The following is a 17,515-nucleotide window of genomic DNA, read 5'->3' as shown; positions in this document are numbered from 1 at the left end:
AGCGAACGCCGGTTCAACGAAAGCGCCCGGCTGCCTCTCTATACCCTCGGGGGCGAAAGCGCCCGCGCACGGTCAGCGCCCTCCACCCCTCCCCGCGCCGGAGAGCTCCGCCGCCAGCGCGACCTCGTCGGCGCGCTTCTCGTAGCCGTCCGGCGGCTCGGAAGGCGGGTTCGCGAGCAGCGACGTGATCACCGTCTCCAGCCAGCGCCGGAGCGGCGTGTGCTGGAAGCCGAGCTCCGCCTTCGCCTTCGCTGGATCCAGCAGCGACATCCAGCGATCGCTGAACGGCGACATCGCGACCGGGTCGATGCCGCGGGCCCTGAGCGCCGCCGACGGGATGGGCGCGAGCCGCGCCGGCGCGCCGAGCAGCGAGGCGATGAGCTCGAGCAGCTCGGGGAGCGTCGGTGCCTCGTCCATGCAGAGGTTGTACGCCTCGCCGAAGGTCGACGGCAGGAGGAGCAGCTTCACGATCGCCCTCACGACGTCGCCGCTGTAGACGTGCCGCACCGGGTGTCCGCCGCCGTCCGGGACGAGCAGCGGACCGCCGTCGAGCATGCGGACGATGTACCGATCGAGGCGGCGGTACGGATCGCGCTCCCCGTTCACCATCGGGATGCGCAGGACGGTGGCGGGAAAGCGGTCCCTCTGCCAGGCGGCGGCGATCTCCTCCTCGCAGCCGCGCTTGTTCATGCCGTAAGACCACGCCTCGCGGTCCTTTTCGCCCGCGGGCTCCGGGAGCAGGGGGCCGTGGTAGTCGCGCTCGCGCGACGGCCGCGGGCACGCCTCCCGGACGAGGTACACCGAGCCGGTGCTGATCATCACGTAGTGGCCGACGCGCCCGCCGCCGAGCGCCTGGGCCGCCGCGCGGCCGTCCGCGGCCGTGTATGCGGTGAAGTCCACCGCGGCGTCGAACTCGCGGCCTCCGAGCGCCTTCGCGAGATCGCCGGCCGCGCGATCGCAGCGGACCCGCGCGACGCGATCGCCGAACGCGTCGGGCGTCGCGCCGCGGTTCAGCAGCGTGACCTGGTGGCCCGCCGCGAGCAGGCGATAGACCAGGAAATGACCCATGAATCGAGTGCCGCCGAGCACGAGGACGCGCATGCGCGGCAACCTATCACCGCCGCGCGCAATGACGATGACGAGGACGCCACATCGCGGCGCGAGCGGGCGCGCTGGGACGATGACGATGACGAGGACGCCATCGCGCGCGGGAAGGAAGGACGCCGCCGCCGGGCGGCCGCGCGCGGCGCGGACCGGGACCAGGTCGACCCCCGGTCGTGCTAGATAGCGGGCCGTGCCGTTCTCCCACATCCTCGGCCAGGACACCGCGATCGGCACGCTCGTGCGCGCGCTCGAGGCGGGCCGCGTGCACCACGCCTACCGCTTCGAGGGCCCGCCGGGCGTCGGCAAGGAGCTCGCGGCCGTCGCCCTCTCCCAGGCGCTCGTCTGCACCGGGGGCGACCCGCTCGGCTGCGGCCGCTGCGACGCGTGCCGGCGCGCGGCCGCGCGCTCCGACGGGCGCCCCGCGGCGCCGCTCCACCCCGACGTGCAGATCGTCGCGAAGAACTTCTACCCCGCCGCCGTGATCGGCCGGAGCCGCGACGAGCTGACCGAGATCTCGGTCGACCAGGTCCGATCCATCGTGCTCGCCCACGCCGCCTACCCGCCCCACGAGGGGCGCGCTCGGGTGTTCATCGTCCGCGACGCCGAGGACCTCAGCGTCGGCGCCGCGAACGCGTTCCTCAAGACGCTCGAGGAGCCGCGGCCCGGCACCCACTTCATCCTCTTGACCTCGCGCGGCGATCGCCTGCTCAACACGATCCGCTCGCGCACCCTGCCCGTGCGCTTCGCCCCGCTCTCCGAGGCCCTCATCCGCCGCGTCCTCCGCGGTCGCGGCGTGCCCGAGGGGCGGCACGACCTCGCCGTCGAGCTCGCCGCCGGCAGCGCGTCCACGGCGCTCGATCTCGCGGACGAGGAGCAGACCGCCTCGCGCGACGCCTTCGTGAAGGGTGTCCTCGACGCCGCGGCCGCCCGGGACCTCGGGCCCGCCGTCGCGTTCGCCGAGTCAGTCGACCGCGACAAGGGCGCCCTCAAGGACGACCTCCGCGCGCTGAGCGCCGCGCTCGCCCGCGAGGCCCGCTCCGCGGTCGCGTCCGATCCGCGCCGCGCAGGCCTGTCGGCCCGGCGTTACGCGGCGGTCTCCCGCGCCGTGGCGCAGCTCGAGCGCAACGCCTCGCCGAGCCTCGCGATGGCGTCGCTGATCGCGGAGCTGCGCGGCGTCGTCGGCTGACAGGCGCCGCGCGACCCTGCGATGCCGCGCAGGCCGCGCAGGCCGGCGTCAGCCCTCGCCGCCTCCGCCCAGCCGGTCGTATCCGCCGTCCTCGACGCGCCGGCCGGCCCACGCGTGGATCCGCCCCTCGCTGGCGAGCACAACGGCCGCGTCGTGCCCGGCGCCCTCGTAGAGGGCGATGATCCCTGCATCGCCCACGGAGGGCGCGCCCTGCCCGCACCGCTCGAGCGCCGCCGGCAGCCGCGCCCGCCGCCGCATGGTCGCGCCCGCGATCTCGAGCGTAGCCGGCGGCTCGTCCGGCGAGTCGGCCGCCGCAGGCGCGAGCCACAGGATCTCGCGCCGCGGCGCGGGGAAGGCCACGACCGCCCCGTGCGCGCCGCCCTCGGGCGCGAGGAACACCGCGGCGACGATCTCGCCCCGCTCGCGCGCGACGATCGCGCCCGAGAGCCAGCGCTCCTCGCTCCCGGCGAGGACCACGTCGCCGAGCGCGAGCGGCAGCTCGTGCCACGGCGCGTCCCCCTGGGGCGCCGCCGGCGCGCCTCGCGCGCGCTCGCCGCCGCTCCCTCCCGGCGCCTCCCGCTCGCGGCGCGACGCCATGTAGCCCACGGTCGCGGCCACCGCCGCGGCGGCCGCCGCGAGCAGCGTGAGGCTCATCGCGCGCCCCTGTCCACGGGCGCCGCGCCCGCGCCCGCGCCCGCCAGCGCGAGCGCCTCCTGGAGCGCCCGCGCCCGCGCGCTCACCTCCTCGAGGGCGCGCGGCGCGGGCGTGCCCTGATCCGGCAGCAGCGCGGCGATGATCGCGGCGGCGGAGCAGTGCGCGCCCACCTCGGCCGCCCTCTCCAGCGAGATGCCGCCGATCGCCACGACCGGGAGCCCGGGACGCGCCCGCTCGACCAGGGCGCGCAGCGACGCGAGCCCCTCGAGACCGACCACGGCGTCGGGCCGCTCCTTGCTCGAGGTCGCGAAGATCGGCCCGATGGCCACGTAATCGAGGCGATCGAGGGAATCGCCGGGATCGCTTGAATCGCGGAGCTCGCTCGACGCCCGCAGCGCGGCCTCGATCTGCGCGGACGTGTGGGTGGAGAGCCCGACGCGCAGCGGGACGGAAGCGCGCTGCGCCAGCCTGCGAACCGCGGCCACCGGGAGATCGTCCTGGCCGACGTGCACGCCGTCGCAGCGGGCGAGGATCGCGAGATCCGCCCTGTCGTTCGCGAACAGCGGCACGCCCGCGCGCGCGGCCAGCGGCTGGATCGCGCGGAGGAGCGAGAGCGTCTGGGCCGCGCCGCCCCGCTTGTCGCGCAGCTGGATCGCCGCGGGGCGCGCGTCGAGGACGGCCTCGGCGAACGCCGCAGGATCGAGCCCGCGGCGCGCGAGCGAGTCGGTGTCGACGATGGCGTACAGGCCGCGCATGATCACGCTTCGAGCGATGGGAGAGCGCCGGTGCGCTCCGGAGGAGGCCAGGCTCGCTGGCCACGCTAAGGTTGACGCCCCCGGAAAGAAAGCGGAAGCGTTCGCTCCCGAACGGATCCTCCATGCGCACACGTCTCGTCCGGATCGCCTGTCTGTTCACCTCGATCGCTCCGGCTGCAGCGGCCGTGATGGGGCTCGCGTCGAGCCCTGCGCTCGCGGAAGAGAAGTCGACCCCTGCGCAGCAGACCGAGGGGCCGGGCTCCTCCGTGCCCGCGGAGGGGCCGAAGGCAGGCGCGGCCCCGCCGCCCGCAGCGAGCAAGGTCGCCGCGCCCAAGGCGAGCGTCGGTGCGCCCAAGGCGAGCGCGAAGAAGAAGGCGCCCGAAGCCCCGCCGCTGCCGCCTGCGCCGGCGCGCCTGTGGCTCATCGCGCCGTCGCCGCACGGACCCTGGACGTTGCGGATCGACAACGAAGGGGAGCGGCCGATGCGCATCCCGGCGGACGTGCGGCTGCTGCGCCTGGAGGTCGACACGCTGAACAAGCGCACGAAGAAGACGGTTCGTTGCGCCGCGCCCGCGGGGCTCAAGCCGAGCGGCTTCCCGGAGCGGCGCGCGCTGCTCCTCGCGCCCGGTCAGTCGTACATGGAGCATTTCGACCCGCGCCTGCTCTGCTTCGGCAAGGACGAGGCGGCGCTCGCCGGCGGGTCGGTGGTGAAGGCCTGGTATGGCTGGGGTCCGCCTCCCAAGTGGTCGAAGAAGCCGCCAGCGGCTCCGTTCGCTGCGGAGTCGACGGACCATCCGCCGGCGTTCGCCCCGGCGCCCGGCCTCGCGGGGCCCACCGTCGTGCTGAGCTACGGCCTGCCCCACGAGGAGGCCACGGAGACGGAACACGCGGGCGACGCCAAGACGCCGTCGCTGGCGGACCAGACAGCTCAGCCCCAGGACGACAAGGCCGCTCAGCCCCAGGGCGACAAGGCCGCTCAGCCCCAGGGCGACAAGGCCGCTCAGCCCCAGGGCGACAAGGCCGCTCAGCTCCAGAGCGACAAGGCCGCTCAACCTACGGACGACAAAGCGGCCCAGACGTCCGCGGACAGTTCCGCTGGCGAGGCCGCGGAAAAGCGCGTTCCGTCGGACAAGGACCACGGCGCCGGTCCGCGGGGCAAGCCGATCGTGGACGCCAACGCGCCTCGCCTGGAGCTCACGAGCGACCCCTGGTCCGACGCGGCGACCCCTCGCTCGATCGTCGTCCGGGTGAGCGCGAAGAACGCTGGCAGGCGCCCCATGACCGTCGCCATCCGGTCTCGGATGTTCGAGTTCCACGTCGCCGGCCCGAACGGCGAGACGATATGCGCGGCGGCGCCGCCGACCGGGGCGGTCCCGCGCGATCTCTTCAAGACGCTGAAGCCCGGCGCATCGGTCGACGTCTCGCTCCTCCTCCGGGAGATCTGCCCCACCGACACGTTCAACCGCGAGGGCCTCTACGAGGTGACGGCCACGCTGCACGCGAACGAGCCGGGCACCGATCTCGCCCTGGACGCGTACACGGCCCTCGTCCCCGCCAAGAACACGACGCTCCTTCGCGTGAAGAGCGCACCAGAGCCGTTCTACGCGGCCGCGCCGAGAGCCGTGCCGACGCCGAAGCCCGAGGCCGGCCAGGCATCGGAACACGAGGATCACGACCCGTAGAACGAAGTAGACCCCCTGAGACGGTAAACGCCGTCCCGGGCGCGATCTACACCGGCAGGATCCCCCGCTTCTTCTCCGGCCGCTCCACCCGCTTCTTCCGCGCGAGCTCCAGCCCCCACGCGATCGCCCTCCGCGTGTCCCGCGGATCGATCACGTCGTCGATGAGCCCCCAGCCGGCGACCTTCATCACATCGATGTTCTTCTGGATCGCGTCGACCATCCCCTGCTTCACCTCCGGCGGCGGCGGCGCGTCGCCGAACATCTTCCTCGCCGCGATCCCGAGCATCCCCTCCGGCCCCATCACGCTGATCTCCGCGGTCGGCCAGCCGACGATGAGGTCCGGCTCGTACGCGCGCCCGCACATCACGTAGTAGCCCGCGCCGTACGCCTTGCGCACGACCACCGTGATCTTGGGCACCGTGGCCGCCGCCATGACATGCAGCATCTTCGCCCCGTGGCGGATGATCCCCTCGTGCTCGACCTTCGAGCCGATCATGAACCCCGGCACGTCCTGGAGGAACACGAGCGGGATGTTGAACGCGTCGCAGATCTGCATGAAGCGCGCGGCCTTGTCCGACGCGTCCACGTCGAGGATGCCGCCCATCTGGGTCGGCTGGTTCGCCACGACGCCGACCGGCTGGCCGCCGATGCGCGCGAGGCAGGTGATGATCGAGCGCGCCCACCGCGGCTTCAGGTCGAACCGCTCGCCGTGATCGACGATGGCGTCGATCAGCTTCAGCATGTCGTACGCGCGCCGCGGGCTCTCCGGCAGGAGGTCGAGCAGCGACTCCTCCCGCCGGTCGATCGGATCCGTGACCGGCAGGCGCGGCGGCTCCTCGTCGCAGCTCGAAGGGAAGAACGACAGGTACCGCTTCACCGCGGCGACGCACTCGGCGTCGCTCGGGTACTCCGCGTCCCCGACGCCGCTCTTCGTCGCGTGCACCTTGCTGCCGCCGAGCTCCTGCTCGGAGATGTCCTCGCCCGTCATCGCGCGCACGAGCGCGGGGCCGCCGAGCGCCATCGAGCCGACGTCCTTGACCATCGGCACGAAGTCCGCGAGCCCCGGGATGTACGCGGTGCCCGCTGCGCCCGGCCCCACCATGGCGGCGACCTGCGGCACGACGCCGCTCATGTGCACCTGCTCGCGGAACAGGTGCCCGGAGCCGGCGAACAGCGAGATGCTGTCCGGGTGCATCGAGCCGGGATCGATGCGCGCCCCGCCCGAGTCGATGAACCACACGATGGGCCATCGGCCGCGGAGCGCCATCTGCCGCAGCCGGGTCACCTTCTCCTCGCCCGTGTGCCCGATGCTGCCGCCCTTCACGGTGAAGTCGTACGCCGCCGCGCAGACCATCCGCCCGTCGACCTTGCCGAACCCGCAGACCACCGCGTCCGCCGGCGGCCTGTCGCTCCCGTCCGGCCCGGCCGCGAGCCCCATCTGCGTGCCGTGCATCCCCACCTCGAAGTGCACGCCGTCGTCGAAGAACGCCGCGAGCCGCTCCCGCGCCGTCATCTTCCCGCGCGCGTGCTGCTTCGCCACGCGCTCCTCGCCGCCCATCCGCCGCACCTGCTCCCGGCGGGCCTCGAGGTCCTTCACGAGCTCTCGCATGTTCACGGGCCACCTCTCCCTGCGCGCCCCGGCGCGCCTACTTGCCCGACCAGCGGGGCTTTCGCTTCTCCAGAAAGGCCAGGAGCCCTTCCCGCGCGTCGTCCGTCGCGAGGCAGCCGGCGAGCCGCTCGCGCAGGAGCGGCAGCGCCGACTCGAGGTCGAGATCGTCCTGCGCCGCGAACGCCTCCAGGCCGAGGCGCACCGCGATCGGGCTCTTCGAGGCGATGGCGGAGCTCACCTCGTCGACCGCGGCGTCGAGCGCGCCCGGCTCGACCACCTTGTTGAGCAGGCCGCACTGCGCGGCCTCGTCGGCGTCGAGGCGCTGCCCGAGGAGCATCATCTCCAGCAGCTTGCGCCGGCTGACGTGCCGCTGGAGCACCGCCATGATCATCATCGGGAACAGGCCGACGTTGATCTCCGGCGTCCCGAGCTTGGCGCCGCGGGCGCCGATCGCGAAGTGCGACGCCGCGACGAGCCCGAGCCCGCCGCCGAGCGCGTGCCCGTTCACCCGCGCCACGATCGGCTTGCTCGAGTTGGCGAAGGCGAGCAGGAGGTCCGCGTAATCGCCCTTCATCTGGGGCGGCGGCGCCCCGTCGGCGCCCGAGATCTGCGCGAAGTCCCCGCCCGCGCAGAACGCGTCGCCCGCGCCGGTCAGGACCACGCAGCGCACCGACTCGTCCGCCGCGCCCGCCGCGAGGGCGTCGAGGAGCTCGCTCACCATCGCCGGCCCGATCGCGTTCTTGCGCCACGGGTTGTTCAGCGTGATCCGGAGGACCCCCCCCGCAGAGAACGCCTGGATGAGCGTGTACGCGCGCGCCGTCACGAGGCCGCCCCTCCGGCCGCTCCTGCCGCTCCTGCCGCGCCGCCGCCGTGAAGGCCCAGGATCTGCCGGGCTTCCTCGACCGTCGCCGGCCTGCGGCCGACGTCGTGCACCATGCGCACGGCCACCTCGCAGAGCTCACCGTTGCTGCGCGCCATCTCGCCGCTCGGCAGGTAGAAGTGGTCCTCGAGCCCGCACCGCACGTTGCCGCCGAGCACGAGCGCCGCCGCCAGCATCCTCCACTGCCCGTGGCTGATCCCGATCACCTCCCACTCGGAGCCGGGAGGCATGATCCTTGTCTGGAGCTGGAGCGACTCCACGTGCGCGGGGATGCCGCCCAGCACGTTGACGATGAACGAGAACTGGAGCGGGGGTTTGAGGAGCCCCATGTCGACGAGCGGCCAGGTGCCCTGGGTGTGCCCCGTATCGAAGCACTCGAGCTCGGGCTTCGTCCCGGCCTCGTTCATGGCGTGAAGGAGCTTGCCGATCTTCGCGTACGTGTTGGGAAACACCATATCGAAATCGAAGGTCTTCCGCGCGCGGGAGTACTTCGAGTAGTTCATGGTGCCCATGTTGAGCGCCGCGATCTCGGGGCGGCTCTCCCGGAGGGTCGCGCACTGATCGCTCACGTCGTCGAGGAGGGTGCCCGTCGAGAAGTTCAGGATCACCGGGCAGCGCTGGCGCACCTCGTCCTTGATCCGCGCGAACACGGCCGGAGAGAACGTCGGAGATCCGTCGTCGTTGCGCGCGTGGATGTGCACCGCCGCCGCCCCTGCGTCGTAGGCCCGCTTCGCCTCCTCGGCGATCTCGACCGGCGTATACGGGATGGCCGGGCACTGCTTGCGGCCGGCGAGCACCCCTGTCAGCGCGCAGGTCACCACGCAGATATCGGGATCTCGCCCGTTCGGATCCCTCGGTTCCCCGGTGAACGTCGGCTTCTCTCTCATGCCCCCTGCCTCCCTTTCGCGTCCTCAGCGCCGTCGCTCTTCTTCGGTCCGGTTCTGTCCGACCCGCGACACCACCTGTTTTTGCAGCTTCGTCAGGATCCGGAGCAGATCGCGCAGATCGGTCGGGCTCAAGCTGAGCAGCGCGCTCCGGAAGATCTCCATCGGTTCGACCTGGATCTCGCGGGCGAGCCGCGCCCCCTTCTCGCTGAGCCGGATGTGGACGACGCGCCGGTCGGCCTTCGAGCGTTCGCGCCGGACGAGCCCCTCTCGCTCCATGCGATCGACGATCCCGGTCACGGTGCTGTTCTGCGCCCGGATGCGCTCCGACAGCGTGGACAGCGAGAGATCCTGGAACGACTCGAGCAGCTTGAGGATGGTGAGCTGTGGCCCGGTGAGGCCGAACCCGCTCGCCATGCCCTTCGTGAGCCTGCGCGACTCCGTGTAGAGATAGATGATCATCTCCACGATGGCGTCGATCTCCGGCCTCTCGGGCGGCGGCAGGGTCGCTGTCACGATGCTTCGTGTACGAAATATTCGCTCCCCGGGGTTGCGTCAAGCTCCCGCGCCCCCCGACCGAGCGAGCGCTGCCCCACCGCAGCCCCCCGGTCACCAACATGAACGTTCACGTCGTCGTGAACGTTTTCGTGGTCGTGGTCGTGGTCGTGGTCGTGGTCGTGGTCGTCAACGACAGGCCGTGAACGACCACGACCACGACCACGTTCACGACCACGTAAACGTCCACGTAAACGTTCGGAGGTAGGAGAACGCGGCGCGAGGCGGGAGCTACCGCCGTCCCCGCCGCTGCTTCGCTGGCCCCCGGTCTGCCCGGAGCTCCCGGATGCACCACCGCAGCGCCTCCTGGAGGTCCCGATGCACCTGGACGGACGAGAGCTCGACCCCGAGCGACGAGGCCGTCTGCGCCACCTGCGGCTGGACCCCGGCCACGACCCCCTGCGCTCCGAGCAGCTCGATCGTCTGCAGCATGCTGATGAGGTGCTGCGCCGTCGTGGAGTCGACCTCTTCGACCCCCGTCACCTCGACGATCGCATAACGCGACTTCGTCTCGACGATCGTGTGCAGCAGCTTCTCCGTGATCTCGGTCGCCCGGTGACGATCGATGCTGCCGACGAGCGGCAGCACGAGCACGCTGTCCCAGACCTGGATGATCGGCGTCGACAGCGTCTCGATCGCGGACTCCTGCCGCGAGATCACCGCGCGCATCGACTCCTGCTGCTCGACCACCTCGCGCAGCGACTCCTCGGCGCGCATGCGCTCCAGCGTGATCGCGAACATCTCGCCGATGACCTGGAGCAGCGCCCGGACGCTCTTGTCCCACGCGCGGGTGGATCGCACCGCGTCGAGCCCCACGACCCCCACGAGCCGCCCGGCGTACGCTGCAGGCATCCGGACGAGCGAGGCGATCCCGAGCTCCGTGAAGGCCCGCCGCTCGCTCGCTGCCTCATCCGGCAGATCGGCCACGCGCGGCACGTCGCACACCTCGAGGCGGAACAGCCGCTCGACGAGCCACGGATACACGTCCCTGGACACGACCCCCCGCTCCGCGCGCAGCGACGGCACCCCCTCGGCGCACCACTCGTGCGTGTTCAGGAACCGCCGCCCGTCCTCCGCGAGGAGGAAGAGGCTCGTCCTGTCGGCGCGCAGCGCCTTGCCGAGCTCCGCGAGCGCCGAGTGGAAGCCTCGGTCGACGTCCGAAAGCTTCACGTTGATGAAGTGGGCCGAGATCGACGCGACCAGCATCTTGGTCTCGATCCGCTGCATCAGCGCCCGCTCGAGGCGCTTCTGCTTGCCCACGTTGCGCGCCCAGCCGTACACGAGCCCCTCGCTCGGTACCGAGAGCATCGACCACGACAGCCAGACGTAGAGGCCGCTCCTGCTCCTGCACCGGTTCTCCAGCCCGAGCGTGACGGGCCCCTGCCGGAGCCGATCCATCTGCTCCCTGGTCGCGACGACGTCGTCCTGGTGCACGAGATCGAGGAGGCTCCGGCCGACGAGATCCTCCGTCCCCAGGCCGAGCGTCCGCTCCCAGGCGCCGCTCACACGCAGGAACGATCCATCGCTCCGCAAAACACACAGCGGATCGGGACAGACAGCGAAGAACCTCTCTACGTCCGCTTCGTTCGAAGGTGTGTCCATCGCCGGCAGCCCTACCCAGCCCACACCCCCACGCTTAGGTCTCCTTGACGTCCTCGAACGTCGTCCGCGCGGCCACGTGCTCCTCGTTCAGGTTCAGCAGGATGGGCAGCGTCTCGTGCTGCCAGTCATCGTCGAGGATCCGCCGCACGGTCACCCGGCCGGGCACCAGGTTGTACACGGCGTCCACGATATCCATGATGACGTAGAAGCCGTTCGAGTTGCAGAACCGCATCTTCACGAAATCCATCACCGTGGACGTGATCGGGTGCTGCGGGAGGACTCGGGCGAGCTCGTCCAGGTAGCTCGACAGGTACCGGTACGGGTTGTCGATCCGGATAGCGCCCTCGAAGGTCAAGACGAGGCGGTTGTCGTCATCGAGCCGGGCGACCGACTGAAAGACGCTCAGCCCGCCATCCGTGATTTCTCCATAGCTGAGAGCCTTCATACGCGACCTTTCGTGGAAAACATACGCAGCCTTTTCAAGGGAAAGTAGCCTGGACGACGAGGATTCCATCGACGTACTGCGTCGAGAGATGGAATTTGTTCTCGGCGGTCAACCGAATGAGCCCTAGACCGCCCCTGCGTCGATCGTTGCGCCTCTCGCGCACCGTCCTGGCAAAGAGCTCTCTCGGGTCCTCCGCGGCGAAGATCTCGTCGAATACCGCCTTGACGGTCCGGTACTCTTCCGGCGTAACGCGGTTGGATACCTTGATGAGCAATCGATCGGGATCGATGCTCAGATCGAGCCGCACCTCGCTCTCACGCTCGGTCCCGTGCTGGAGCACGTTGGTGACCAGCTCCGTGACCACCACGTTGACCTTCTGGCAGATCCGTCTGGGATAGAACCTCACCAGAAGCGCGTCCAAAAAGTTCGCAAGCAGGCCGGCCACGTCGCCCGTGATGTGATCGATCGGAGAGATATATATCGATGCACCGACCGACGTCTGCGAATGATTCTTCTCGGGCTTCATCAGGCGCACCTTCGCAGGATGATCAGTGTGATGTCGTCCGCGTCCGCGACCCGGAACCGCGTGTAGTCCTCGATGCACCGGTCGAGGATCACCTGCACCGGTTCCTCGCTGTGCTTGACGACGATTTCGTTGAGACGTTGCACGGAATATATCTCCCCGCTCGCGTCCTGCGCCTCGAACATCCCGTCTGTGTACAAGGCGAGGACGTCATCCTCCTCGAACGGCAGCTCGAACTCATGAAATGGCTTGATGCGCAGACCGATGAAGTTGCTCACCCGGTTGAACGAGCGAGGCGTACCGCGACGGACCAGGAGCCCGTACCCTCCGCCCGAGACGTAGCGGAGGAATCGGTCAGTAAACATGACGAAGTTCACCGTCGCGTACCGGCGAACCTCCCGGAGGAACGAGTAAGCGCTCCGGTTCACCCAGTCCACGATCGCCCCTGGGCTATCGAGCCGCTTGGTAGCGTGGGCGAACTGCGCCTTCAGAAACGCCATGATGAGCGCCGACGATACTCCGTGACCTGAGATATCGTAAACACCTATCGCGTGGCGCTCGCCGGGGAGGTAGAAGAAGTCGTAGTAGTCTCCTCCGACCTGGGCGAGCTGCTTGTGGAAGATCGCCATGTCGAACGACGAGGCGATGGCCCCGCTCGCCTCCGGAAGCAGGGCGCGCTGGACCTGCCGCGCCACCGCGAGGTCGTCGTCGATGGCCCGGTTGTACCCTTCGAGCTCGTTCTCGATGCTGGTCGCGTGCTCCAGGATCGCCTCGTGCACCAGCGAGAGGTCGTCGAAGTCGAGCTTCAGCTTGTCGACGTACTCAAGCAGCGCGCTGCAGCGCTCCATGAAGTCTGTGAAGTTCCCCTCCTCGCGGAGCAACGTGTTCCACGCTTGCCGCTCCTTCACGATCGCCCTGATGGCATCCAGATTGCTCTGCTTCTGCAGGAAGCCTCTGGAGTGCATCGAGCTGATGTCCTTGGGTGCAGTCATGGCTCGACCTGGACGCGATTCGGGTTGGACGGAAGAACCCATCCGATCTCAATCACAGAGTATCATCTCGAAGTTCTGATTGAACTTCTTGAGGTTGGGCAGCGACTTCCCCTGCCACGGGATGGACTTCGACCCACGGACGATGAGCTGGAGCTCGCCCTTCTTCCTGGTGGCGATCGCGAACTTGTAGAGGACGTTGATCCCCGAGCTGTTCAGGAAGTTCAGCGCCCTTACGTCGAGTGTGATGGTGGGAGGGTTCGTGGCCAGGACCTTGTCGAGCAGCTCCTCGATGGGGGCGTACTCGGTGGTGCCGCCAAGACGAAGGATGCCTTCCAGGTACACCACCACCTCAGAGGGATCGTACCAAACCCGATAGTTACCACCTTTGATTTCCATTCTCGACCTTTCATTCAAAATAGGAATCCTGGCCATGGTCTTGATGCTGAAGCTGTTGACCGAGATCGGGTCCAGCTTCCACCCAAGACTCACACCGTAATCATTCATGATGATGAGATACCCGAGCCCCGACCCGGCGTTCTCCGCGTCTTCGGCGTTCGCCTCCGCCTGCCGACGCAGGAGCTCCCCAGGGTCCTCCTGCGTGAGCTCGAGGAGCTTCTCACGGAGCGAGGGGACGGCGGCGTTCGTGATCTGGTTGCTGACCAGGCACACCAGGTCCTCACGCCCGATACCCACGGTCACGGTGATGTCACCGTGCTGATTGAACTTGACGGCGTTCTCAACCAGTTCGTTCAGAACGTACCCGATGGCGCCTGAGACCTCGTCTCGGCTGATGAGCCGGTCCTCGCCGTCTATCTCCGGAAAGAGCTCGCCGAAGTACTCGGCCATGAAGTTGGCCGTCAGGTTACAAAGGCTCCATCTCACCGCGAACGAGTCGGGGTACAACGTCAGCGACATGTGTTCGCTGAACGAATCGTCTAAAGAGTAGACGCCGATGATTTCGCTCATGGTAATGCCCAGTCTCCCCCTTGCTCATACCCTCTTAATGACAAGTACAGTGATGTCATCATGGATCTTGTTGTAGCCTACGTGCGCCAAGACGTCCTCGATGATAGCGTCCTTGATCTCCCGCGAGGTCCTTTCGTGGTTTCGCGAGATCACCTGACACAGACGGTCGATCCCGTACTGCTCCTCTGCAGAGTCCTCCGCCTCGGTGATCCCGTCGCTGAAGAGCGTCACGACGTCCCCGGGCTCCAGCTTCACCTCGATGCTACCGATGAAATCGCTGATATCCAGGTCGATGCCTATCGGCAACCCGAGCCCCATGGTCTCGACACGATCGAGGGTCCCGTCCTTCCGGACGATGATCAGGTCCTCGTGCTGACCGGTGAGCTGGAGCTCGCCGTCGCTGTAGTCGAGCAGGGTCAGGGACAGGTTCTTGTCTGACCGGATGCGCTGGATGTTCTGGTAGATGACCTTGTTGACGATGCTCAGGAACTTCTTCGGATCCCGCTCGTTGGCCGCGAGCAGCGTCCGGACGGCCGTCTGGACCATGAGCATCAGCACGCCGCTCTCCAGCCCGTGGCCGGTGACGTCGCCGATGCCGATCTTGACGAGCCCGTCGCTCCGGAGCACGTCGTAGTAGTCCCCGCCGACCTCGTCCGCAGGGGCCATGTAGCCCGCGATGTCGAGGCCCGGGATCTCCTGGAGCTCGCTCGGCGCGGGGAGCACCATGAGCTGGAGCTGACGCGCGACGTTGAGCTCGGCGCCGAGCCGGATGTTCTCCTGGGCGAGCTTCGCGTTCAGCTCGCTGATCTCCTCGTTCGCCTTCTCGAGGGCCCTCGTCCGCTCGCCGACGAGCTCTTCGAGGTTGTTCGTGTAGGCCTCGATCTCGCTCGCCATCTCGTTGAACGCGACGCCGAGCTGCCCGATCTCGTCCGCGGAGTTCACGTCGATGCGAACGCCGTAATCGCCCTCGCGCATCCGCGTCGCGCCGGTCGAGAGCGCGACCAGCGCGCCCGTCATCTTGCGGGAGATCAGGTAGACGCCCAGCATGAGCACGAGGAACGAGGCGATCGTGATGAGGACCTGGGTCCCGACGATCACCGTCCTGCTCTTCTCGATGCTCTTCTGCGCCGCGAGGAGCGAGGCGTACATCTCCTTCTTCGGGACGACGAAGCCCATCGTCCACCGCTCCTTGGCGATGCGCGCGTCCGGCCCGGCCCAGCCGTTCACCGGCGCGAGCCGCTGGAGGGCGATGATGTACGTCTCGCCCGATATCACCATCTCCCGGTAGTCGACCTTATCATCGTTCGGGAGGACGATGCCAGACACCCCCGCGTCCTCGCTGTCCTTGAAGAAGCGCTGCAGCATGCCGACGCCGGAGTTCTGGCCGGCGCCCGCGTCCGTGCGCAGCCGCAGCGTCTTGGCGCCGAGCTCGTTGACCGCGAAGACGTTCCCGTCCGCCTGCGCCAGGAAGGCGAAGCCCGCGGTGGCCAGCTTGACGTCCTTGATCGACGCGATGAGCTGCGCGAGCGTCAGGTCGAGGCCGACGGACCCAACGAACGTCTTGCGGTCCTTCGCCCAGAGCGGGTGGAACGCCGTCATCACGATGCCGCCGCCCGCCGCGTCGTCGTACGGCGCCGTGACCGTGGTCTGATCCGGGTGCGCATCCAGCCCGGCGGGGTCCTTCGCCCACTCGTTCCAGCTCTCGGCGATGCCGGGGAAGAAGAACTTGTACCACCCCTGGTCGTTGTGCCCCGGATACAGCCTGTCGAAGGTCGACGCCATGTCCGTGTACGGCGTCAGCCGCACATACGGCTTGTCCTCGGGGCCGATGTAATAGATCTGGAGCTTGTCGGCGCCGTACTTGCCGAACGCGGGCAGGATCAGATCGAGAAACGCCGTCTCGTCGACGGCCCTCTGGACCTCGGGCCGGATCGTCCCGTCCTTCCCCAGATAACCCCAGACGCTGACGACGCTCGGCTCGCTCGGATCGTTCTGGTACCAGTTCCCCTTCGGGTTGTACTTCATCTGATCGCGGAAATACGGGAAGTCGGCGGCCGTCCGCAGGAACGGGGCGATCTCCTCCTCGCGATCGATCACGGTCTGAAGGATGCCGGCGAGCGTCTGGAGATCCCTGTACGCCTCGCCGAGCCTGAGGTTGACGTGAGTGGCCTTGTCTTCCAGGTGATTGGTGAGGTACTCGCGGTTCGCCGAGTTGAGGCCTGCCTCGATCTCCGCGGCGGCCTCGCTGCTCAGCCGGTGGATGCCTTGCCGCCCGACGACGACGTTCCACACGGCACCGAGCAGGACGCTGACGCCCGTCACGAAGATGATCTTGGTGCTGAACTTCCTGAACCTGAAGAGCAGGCTCTGAGCCCGCTGTTCGCCAGGGTTCCGAGGTTGGACGCTCACGGCTGGCAATCTCCTAACGGCACGGCCCTGGGCCACTCGATCGGCATCACGACGCGACGGAGCATGATGACCCAGCCTCCCCTCACATGACCCGCATCGGCTTGCGGCCGGAGCCGGCATAGATCGGCCACGAGGCGAGGCCGTGCGGGTGCGTGATGGCCGCCATGTGAGCGCGTAGCCCGGTGCTCAGCTCCGCGTGGTAGTCCGGCGGGGCGCCGGCGGTCCGGGCCATGTTGGCGGTCACGGAGATCCAGCACTCGACGACGCGCGCGAAGTCGAAGCAGTCCGTGTTCATGTTGTTGATGTCGATCAGGTTGACGCGGATGTCCTCGAGGCCGGCCTCCCCCAGGATCTGCCGCGTCTTTATCCCCGTATCGAGATCCATCCCGATCGACCTGCCGAGCTCGACGAACCGCTTGTAGGTCGCGCGGATGAGGTCCTGCTCCGGATAGCCGTACGCGCACGACAGGAGCTCGTTCGTGATGTAGATCCGGCCGCCCGGCTTGCAGATGCGGTAGAGCTCCTGCATGATGCGCTCGGGCTGCGGAAAGACCTGGAGAGACAGACGGCAAGACACGAAGTCGAACGAGTTGTCCGGCAGGAGCAGCGCCGCGGCGTCCCCGTACTGATACTCGACGTTCTCCAGCCCGAGCCTCCGTATGTGGTCCTGCGCGTACCGGAGCGCGGGCCGGGAGTGATCGACCCCGGTGACGTGCTCTGGCTTGAACTCCTTCTGGAGCAAGATCGCGAAGTCGCCGAAGCCGCACGCGATGTCGGCGATCTTCATCCCCGGGTAGAGGCCGTGGTTCGTCAGCCCCGTCTTCTCGTGCTCCCAGATGATCCGCTCCTGGAGGCGGAGGACGTCGATGAACTCGGCATCTTCGAGCATTCCCTGGCTCGGGTAGAACGCGACGTCGTAGATCTCGACGGAGACGCTCGAGTAGATCTCCGCGATGACCTGAAACTTGCGGATCGCCCAGGGGATGACGCTGGAGATGATCAGCCTGATCTTGAGGTTGGGACGAGCCTCGACGGCCCAACGGACAAACCTGTTGATCTCCAGGAATGCCACGTTGTTCATGTACTTGAGCCGCTTGAAGTCCAGGCAGAGCTCGCCGCTCGCGTTCTTGGCCGCGGTCTCCAGCGTGCCGCGGATGGCCCTCATCTGATCGGCACCGAACGGCCGCAGCATGCCCGAGAGCGCAACCTCCTGGTCGGTCTGGTCGACGCGCATGCTGAAGGTCACCTGCGAGCGCCACGAAGGGAGGC

General features: G+C 68.5%; 16 protein-coding genes. 2 read left to right on the top strand and 14 right to left on the bottom strand.

Annotated features, from left to right (window positions below):
• Positions 1–72: 72 nt before the first annotated feature.
• Positions 73–1,101, bottom strand: a complete 1,029-nt coding sequence (locus WMF29_RS09575; protein ID WP_437328538.1) for an NAD-dependent epimerase/dehydratase family protein — start codon at positions 1,099–1,101, stop codon at positions 73–75.
• Positions 1,102–1,294: 193 nt separating this feature from the next.
• On the opposite strand from WMF29_RS09575, the gene WMF29_RS09570 reads away from it, so the two are divergent.
• A complete protein-coding gene (locus WMF29_RS09570; protein ID WP_437328537.1) occupies positions 1,295–2,290 on the top strand; it encodes an ATP-binding protein in 996 nt (331 codons plus the stop codon).
• Positions 2,291–2,338: 48 nt separating this feature from the next.
• Here the strand turns inward: WMF29_RS09570 and WMF29_RS09565 are convergent, their stop codons facing one another.
• Both WMF29_RS09565 and WMF29_RS09560 read right to left on the bottom strand, forming a co-directional pair.
• A complete protein-coding gene (locus tag WMF29_RS09565) occupies positions 2,339–2,944 on the bottom strand; it encodes a hypothetical protein (RefSeq protein ID WP_437328536.1) in 606 nt (201 codons plus the stop codon).
• On the bottom strand, positions 2,941–3,699 hold the full coding sequence (locus WMF29_RS09560; RefSeq protein ID WP_437328535.1) for a thiamine phosphate synthase: 759 nt from the start codon (positions 3,697–3,699) through the stop codon (positions 2,941–2,943). The genes WMF29_RS09565 and WMF29_RS09560 overlap by 4 nt, the downstream gene beginning before the upstream one ends.
• Before the next feature lie 122 nt (positions 3,700–3,821).
• On the opposite strand from WMF29_RS09560, the gene WMF29_RS09555 reads away from it, so the two are divergent.
• Entirely contained in the window at positions 3,822–5,381 is a 1,560-nt protein-coding gene (locus WMF29_RS09555) for a hypothetical protein (protein WP_437328534.1), read from the top strand.
• A gap of 46 nt (positions 5,382–5,427) precedes the next feature.
• Here WMF29_RS09555 and WMF29_RS09550 read toward each other — a convergent pair whose 3' ends face one another.
• The 11 genes from WMF29_RS09550 to WMF29_RS09500 all read right to left on the bottom strand — a co-directional run bounded on the left by WMF29_RS09550 (position 5,428) and on the right by WMF29_RS09500 (position 17,492).
• Positions 5,428–6,990 (bottom strand): acyl-CoA carboxylase subunit beta, encoded by a 1,563-nt coding sequence (locus tag WMF29_RS09550; RefSeq protein ID WP_437331099.1) that lies wholly within the window; start codon positions 6,988–6,990, stop codon positions 5,428–5,430.
• Between the two features lie 37 nt (positions 6,991–7,027).
• Positions 7,028–7,813 (bottom strand): enoyl-CoA hydratase/isomerase family protein, encoded by a 786-nt coding sequence (locus WMF29_RS09545; protein ID WP_437328533.1) that lies wholly within the window; start codon positions 7,811–7,813, stop codon positions 7,028–7,030.
• On the bottom strand, positions 7,810–8,757 hold the full coding sequence (locus WMF29_RS09540; RefSeq protein ID WP_437328532.1) for a 3-keto-5-aminohexanoate cleavage protein: 948 nt from the start codon (positions 8,755–8,757) through the stop codon (positions 7,810–7,812). Before WMF29_RS09540 ends, WMF29_RS09545 begins: the two co-directional genes overlap by 4 nt.
• A 24-nt stretch (positions 8,758–8,781) precedes the next feature.
• Entirely contained in the window at positions 8,782–9,270 is a 489-nt protein-coding gene (locus WMF29_RS09535; protein WP_272101458.1) for a MarR family winged helix-turn-helix transcriptional regulator, read from the bottom strand.
• 270 nt (positions 9,271–9,540) lie between these two features.
• Positions 9,541–10,911 carry an STAS domain-containing protein gene (locus WMF29_RS09530; RefSeq protein WP_437328531.1) on the bottom strand — a complete coding sequence of 457 codons (1,371 nt, stop codon included), beginning with the start codon at positions 10,909–10,911 and terminating at the stop codon, positions 9,541–9,543.
• Positions 10,912–10,945: 34 nt separating this feature from the next.
• Complete coding sequence (locus WMF29_RS09525) at positions 10,946–11,356, bottom strand: hypothetical protein (protein ID WP_012234416.1); 411 nt, start codon at positions 11,354–11,356, stop codon at positions 10,946–10,948.
• 34 nt (positions 11,357–11,390) lie between these two features.
• Complete coding sequence (locus WMF29_RS09520) at positions 11,391–11,882, bottom strand: ATP-binding protein (RefSeq protein WP_231864758.1); 492 nt, start codon at positions 11,880–11,882, stop codon at positions 11,391–11,393.
• Entirely contained in the window at positions 11,882–12,871 is a 990-nt protein-coding gene (locus WMF29_RS09515; RefSeq protein WP_044964406.1) for a PP2C family protein-serine/threonine phosphatase, read from the bottom strand. The genes WMF29_RS09520 and WMF29_RS09515 overlap by 1 nt, the downstream gene beginning before the upstream one ends.
• Before the next feature lie 48 nt (positions 12,872–12,919).
• Entirely contained in the window at positions 12,920–13,837 is a 918-nt protein-coding gene (locus WMF29_RS09510; RefSeq protein WP_012234413.1) for a slr1658 superfamily regulator, read from the bottom strand.
• Positions 13,838–13,861: 24 nt separating this feature from the next.
• Positions 13,862–16,246, bottom strand: a complete 2,385-nt coding sequence (locus WMF29_RS09505) for a PP2C family protein-serine/threonine phosphatase (protein WP_437328530.1) — start codon at positions 16,244–16,246, stop codon at positions 13,862–13,864.
• Positions 16,247–16,328: 82 nt separating this feature from the next.
• Positions 16,329–17,492, bottom strand: coding sequence for a methyltransferase domain-containing protein (locus tag WMF29_RS09500; RefSeq protein WP_272101455.1), 1,164 nt, complete (start codon positions 17,490–17,492; stop codon positions 16,329–16,331).
• Positions 17,493–17,515: the final 23 nt, after the last annotated feature.

Origin of the sequence: Sorangium sp. So ce381 (assembly GCF_051473845.1) — a bacterium.
In the GTDB taxonomy this organism is placed as follows: domain Bacteria; phylum Myxococcota_A; class Polyangia; order Polyangiales; family Polyangiaceae; genus Sorangium; species Sorangium atrum.
This window is presented reverse-complemented; position numbering and strand designations above follow the sequence as displayed.

Excerpts from the sequence above, each read along its gene's own strand:
- WMF29_RS09575 (WP_437328538.1), bottom strand. The coding sequence starts at position 1,101 with ATGCGCGTCCTCGTGCTCGGCGGCACTCGATTCATGGGTCATTTCCTG.
- WMF29_RS09565 (WP_437328536.1), bottom strand. The coding sequence starts at position 2,944 with ATGAGCCTCACGCTGCTCGCGGCGGCCGCCGCGGCGGTGGCCGCGACC.
- WMF29_RS09560 (WP_437328535.1), bottom strand. The coding sequence starts at position 3,699 with ATGCGCGGCCTGTACGCCATCGTCGACACCGACTCGCTCGCGCGCCGC.
- WMF29_RS09555 (WP_437328534.1), top strand. The coding sequence starts at position 3,822 with ATGCGCACACGTCTCGTCCGGATCGCCTGTCTGTTCACCTCGATCGCT.
- WMF29_RS09550 (WP_437331099.1), bottom strand. The coding sequence starts at position 6,990 with ATGCGAGAGCTCGTGAAGGACCTCGAGGCCCGCCGGGAGCAGGTGCGG.
- WMF29_RS09540 (WP_437328532.1), bottom strand. The coding sequence starts at position 8,757 with ATGAGAGAGAAGCCGACGTTCACCGGGGAACCGAGGGATCCGAACGGG.
- WMF29_RS09530 (WP_437328531.1), bottom strand. The coding sequence starts at position 10,911 with ATGGACACACCTTCGAACGAAGCGGACGTAGAGAGGTTCTTCGCTGTC.
- WMF29_RS09525 (WP_012234416.1), bottom strand. The coding sequence starts at position 11,356 with ATGAAGGCTCTCAGCTATGGAGAAATCACGGATGGCGGGCTGAGCGTC.
- WMF29_RS09520 (WP_231864758.1), bottom strand. The coding sequence starts at position 11,882 with ATGAAGCCCGAGAAGAATCATTCGCAGACGTCGGTCGGTGCATCGATA.
- WMF29_RS09515 (WP_044964406.1), bottom strand. The coding sequence starts at position 12,871 with ATGACTGCACCCAAGGACATCAGCTCGATGCACTCCAGAGGCTTCCTG.
- WMF29_RS09510 (WP_012234413.1), bottom strand. The coding sequence starts at position 13,837 with ATGAGCGAAATCATCGGCGTCTACTCTTTAGACGATTCGTTCAGCGAA.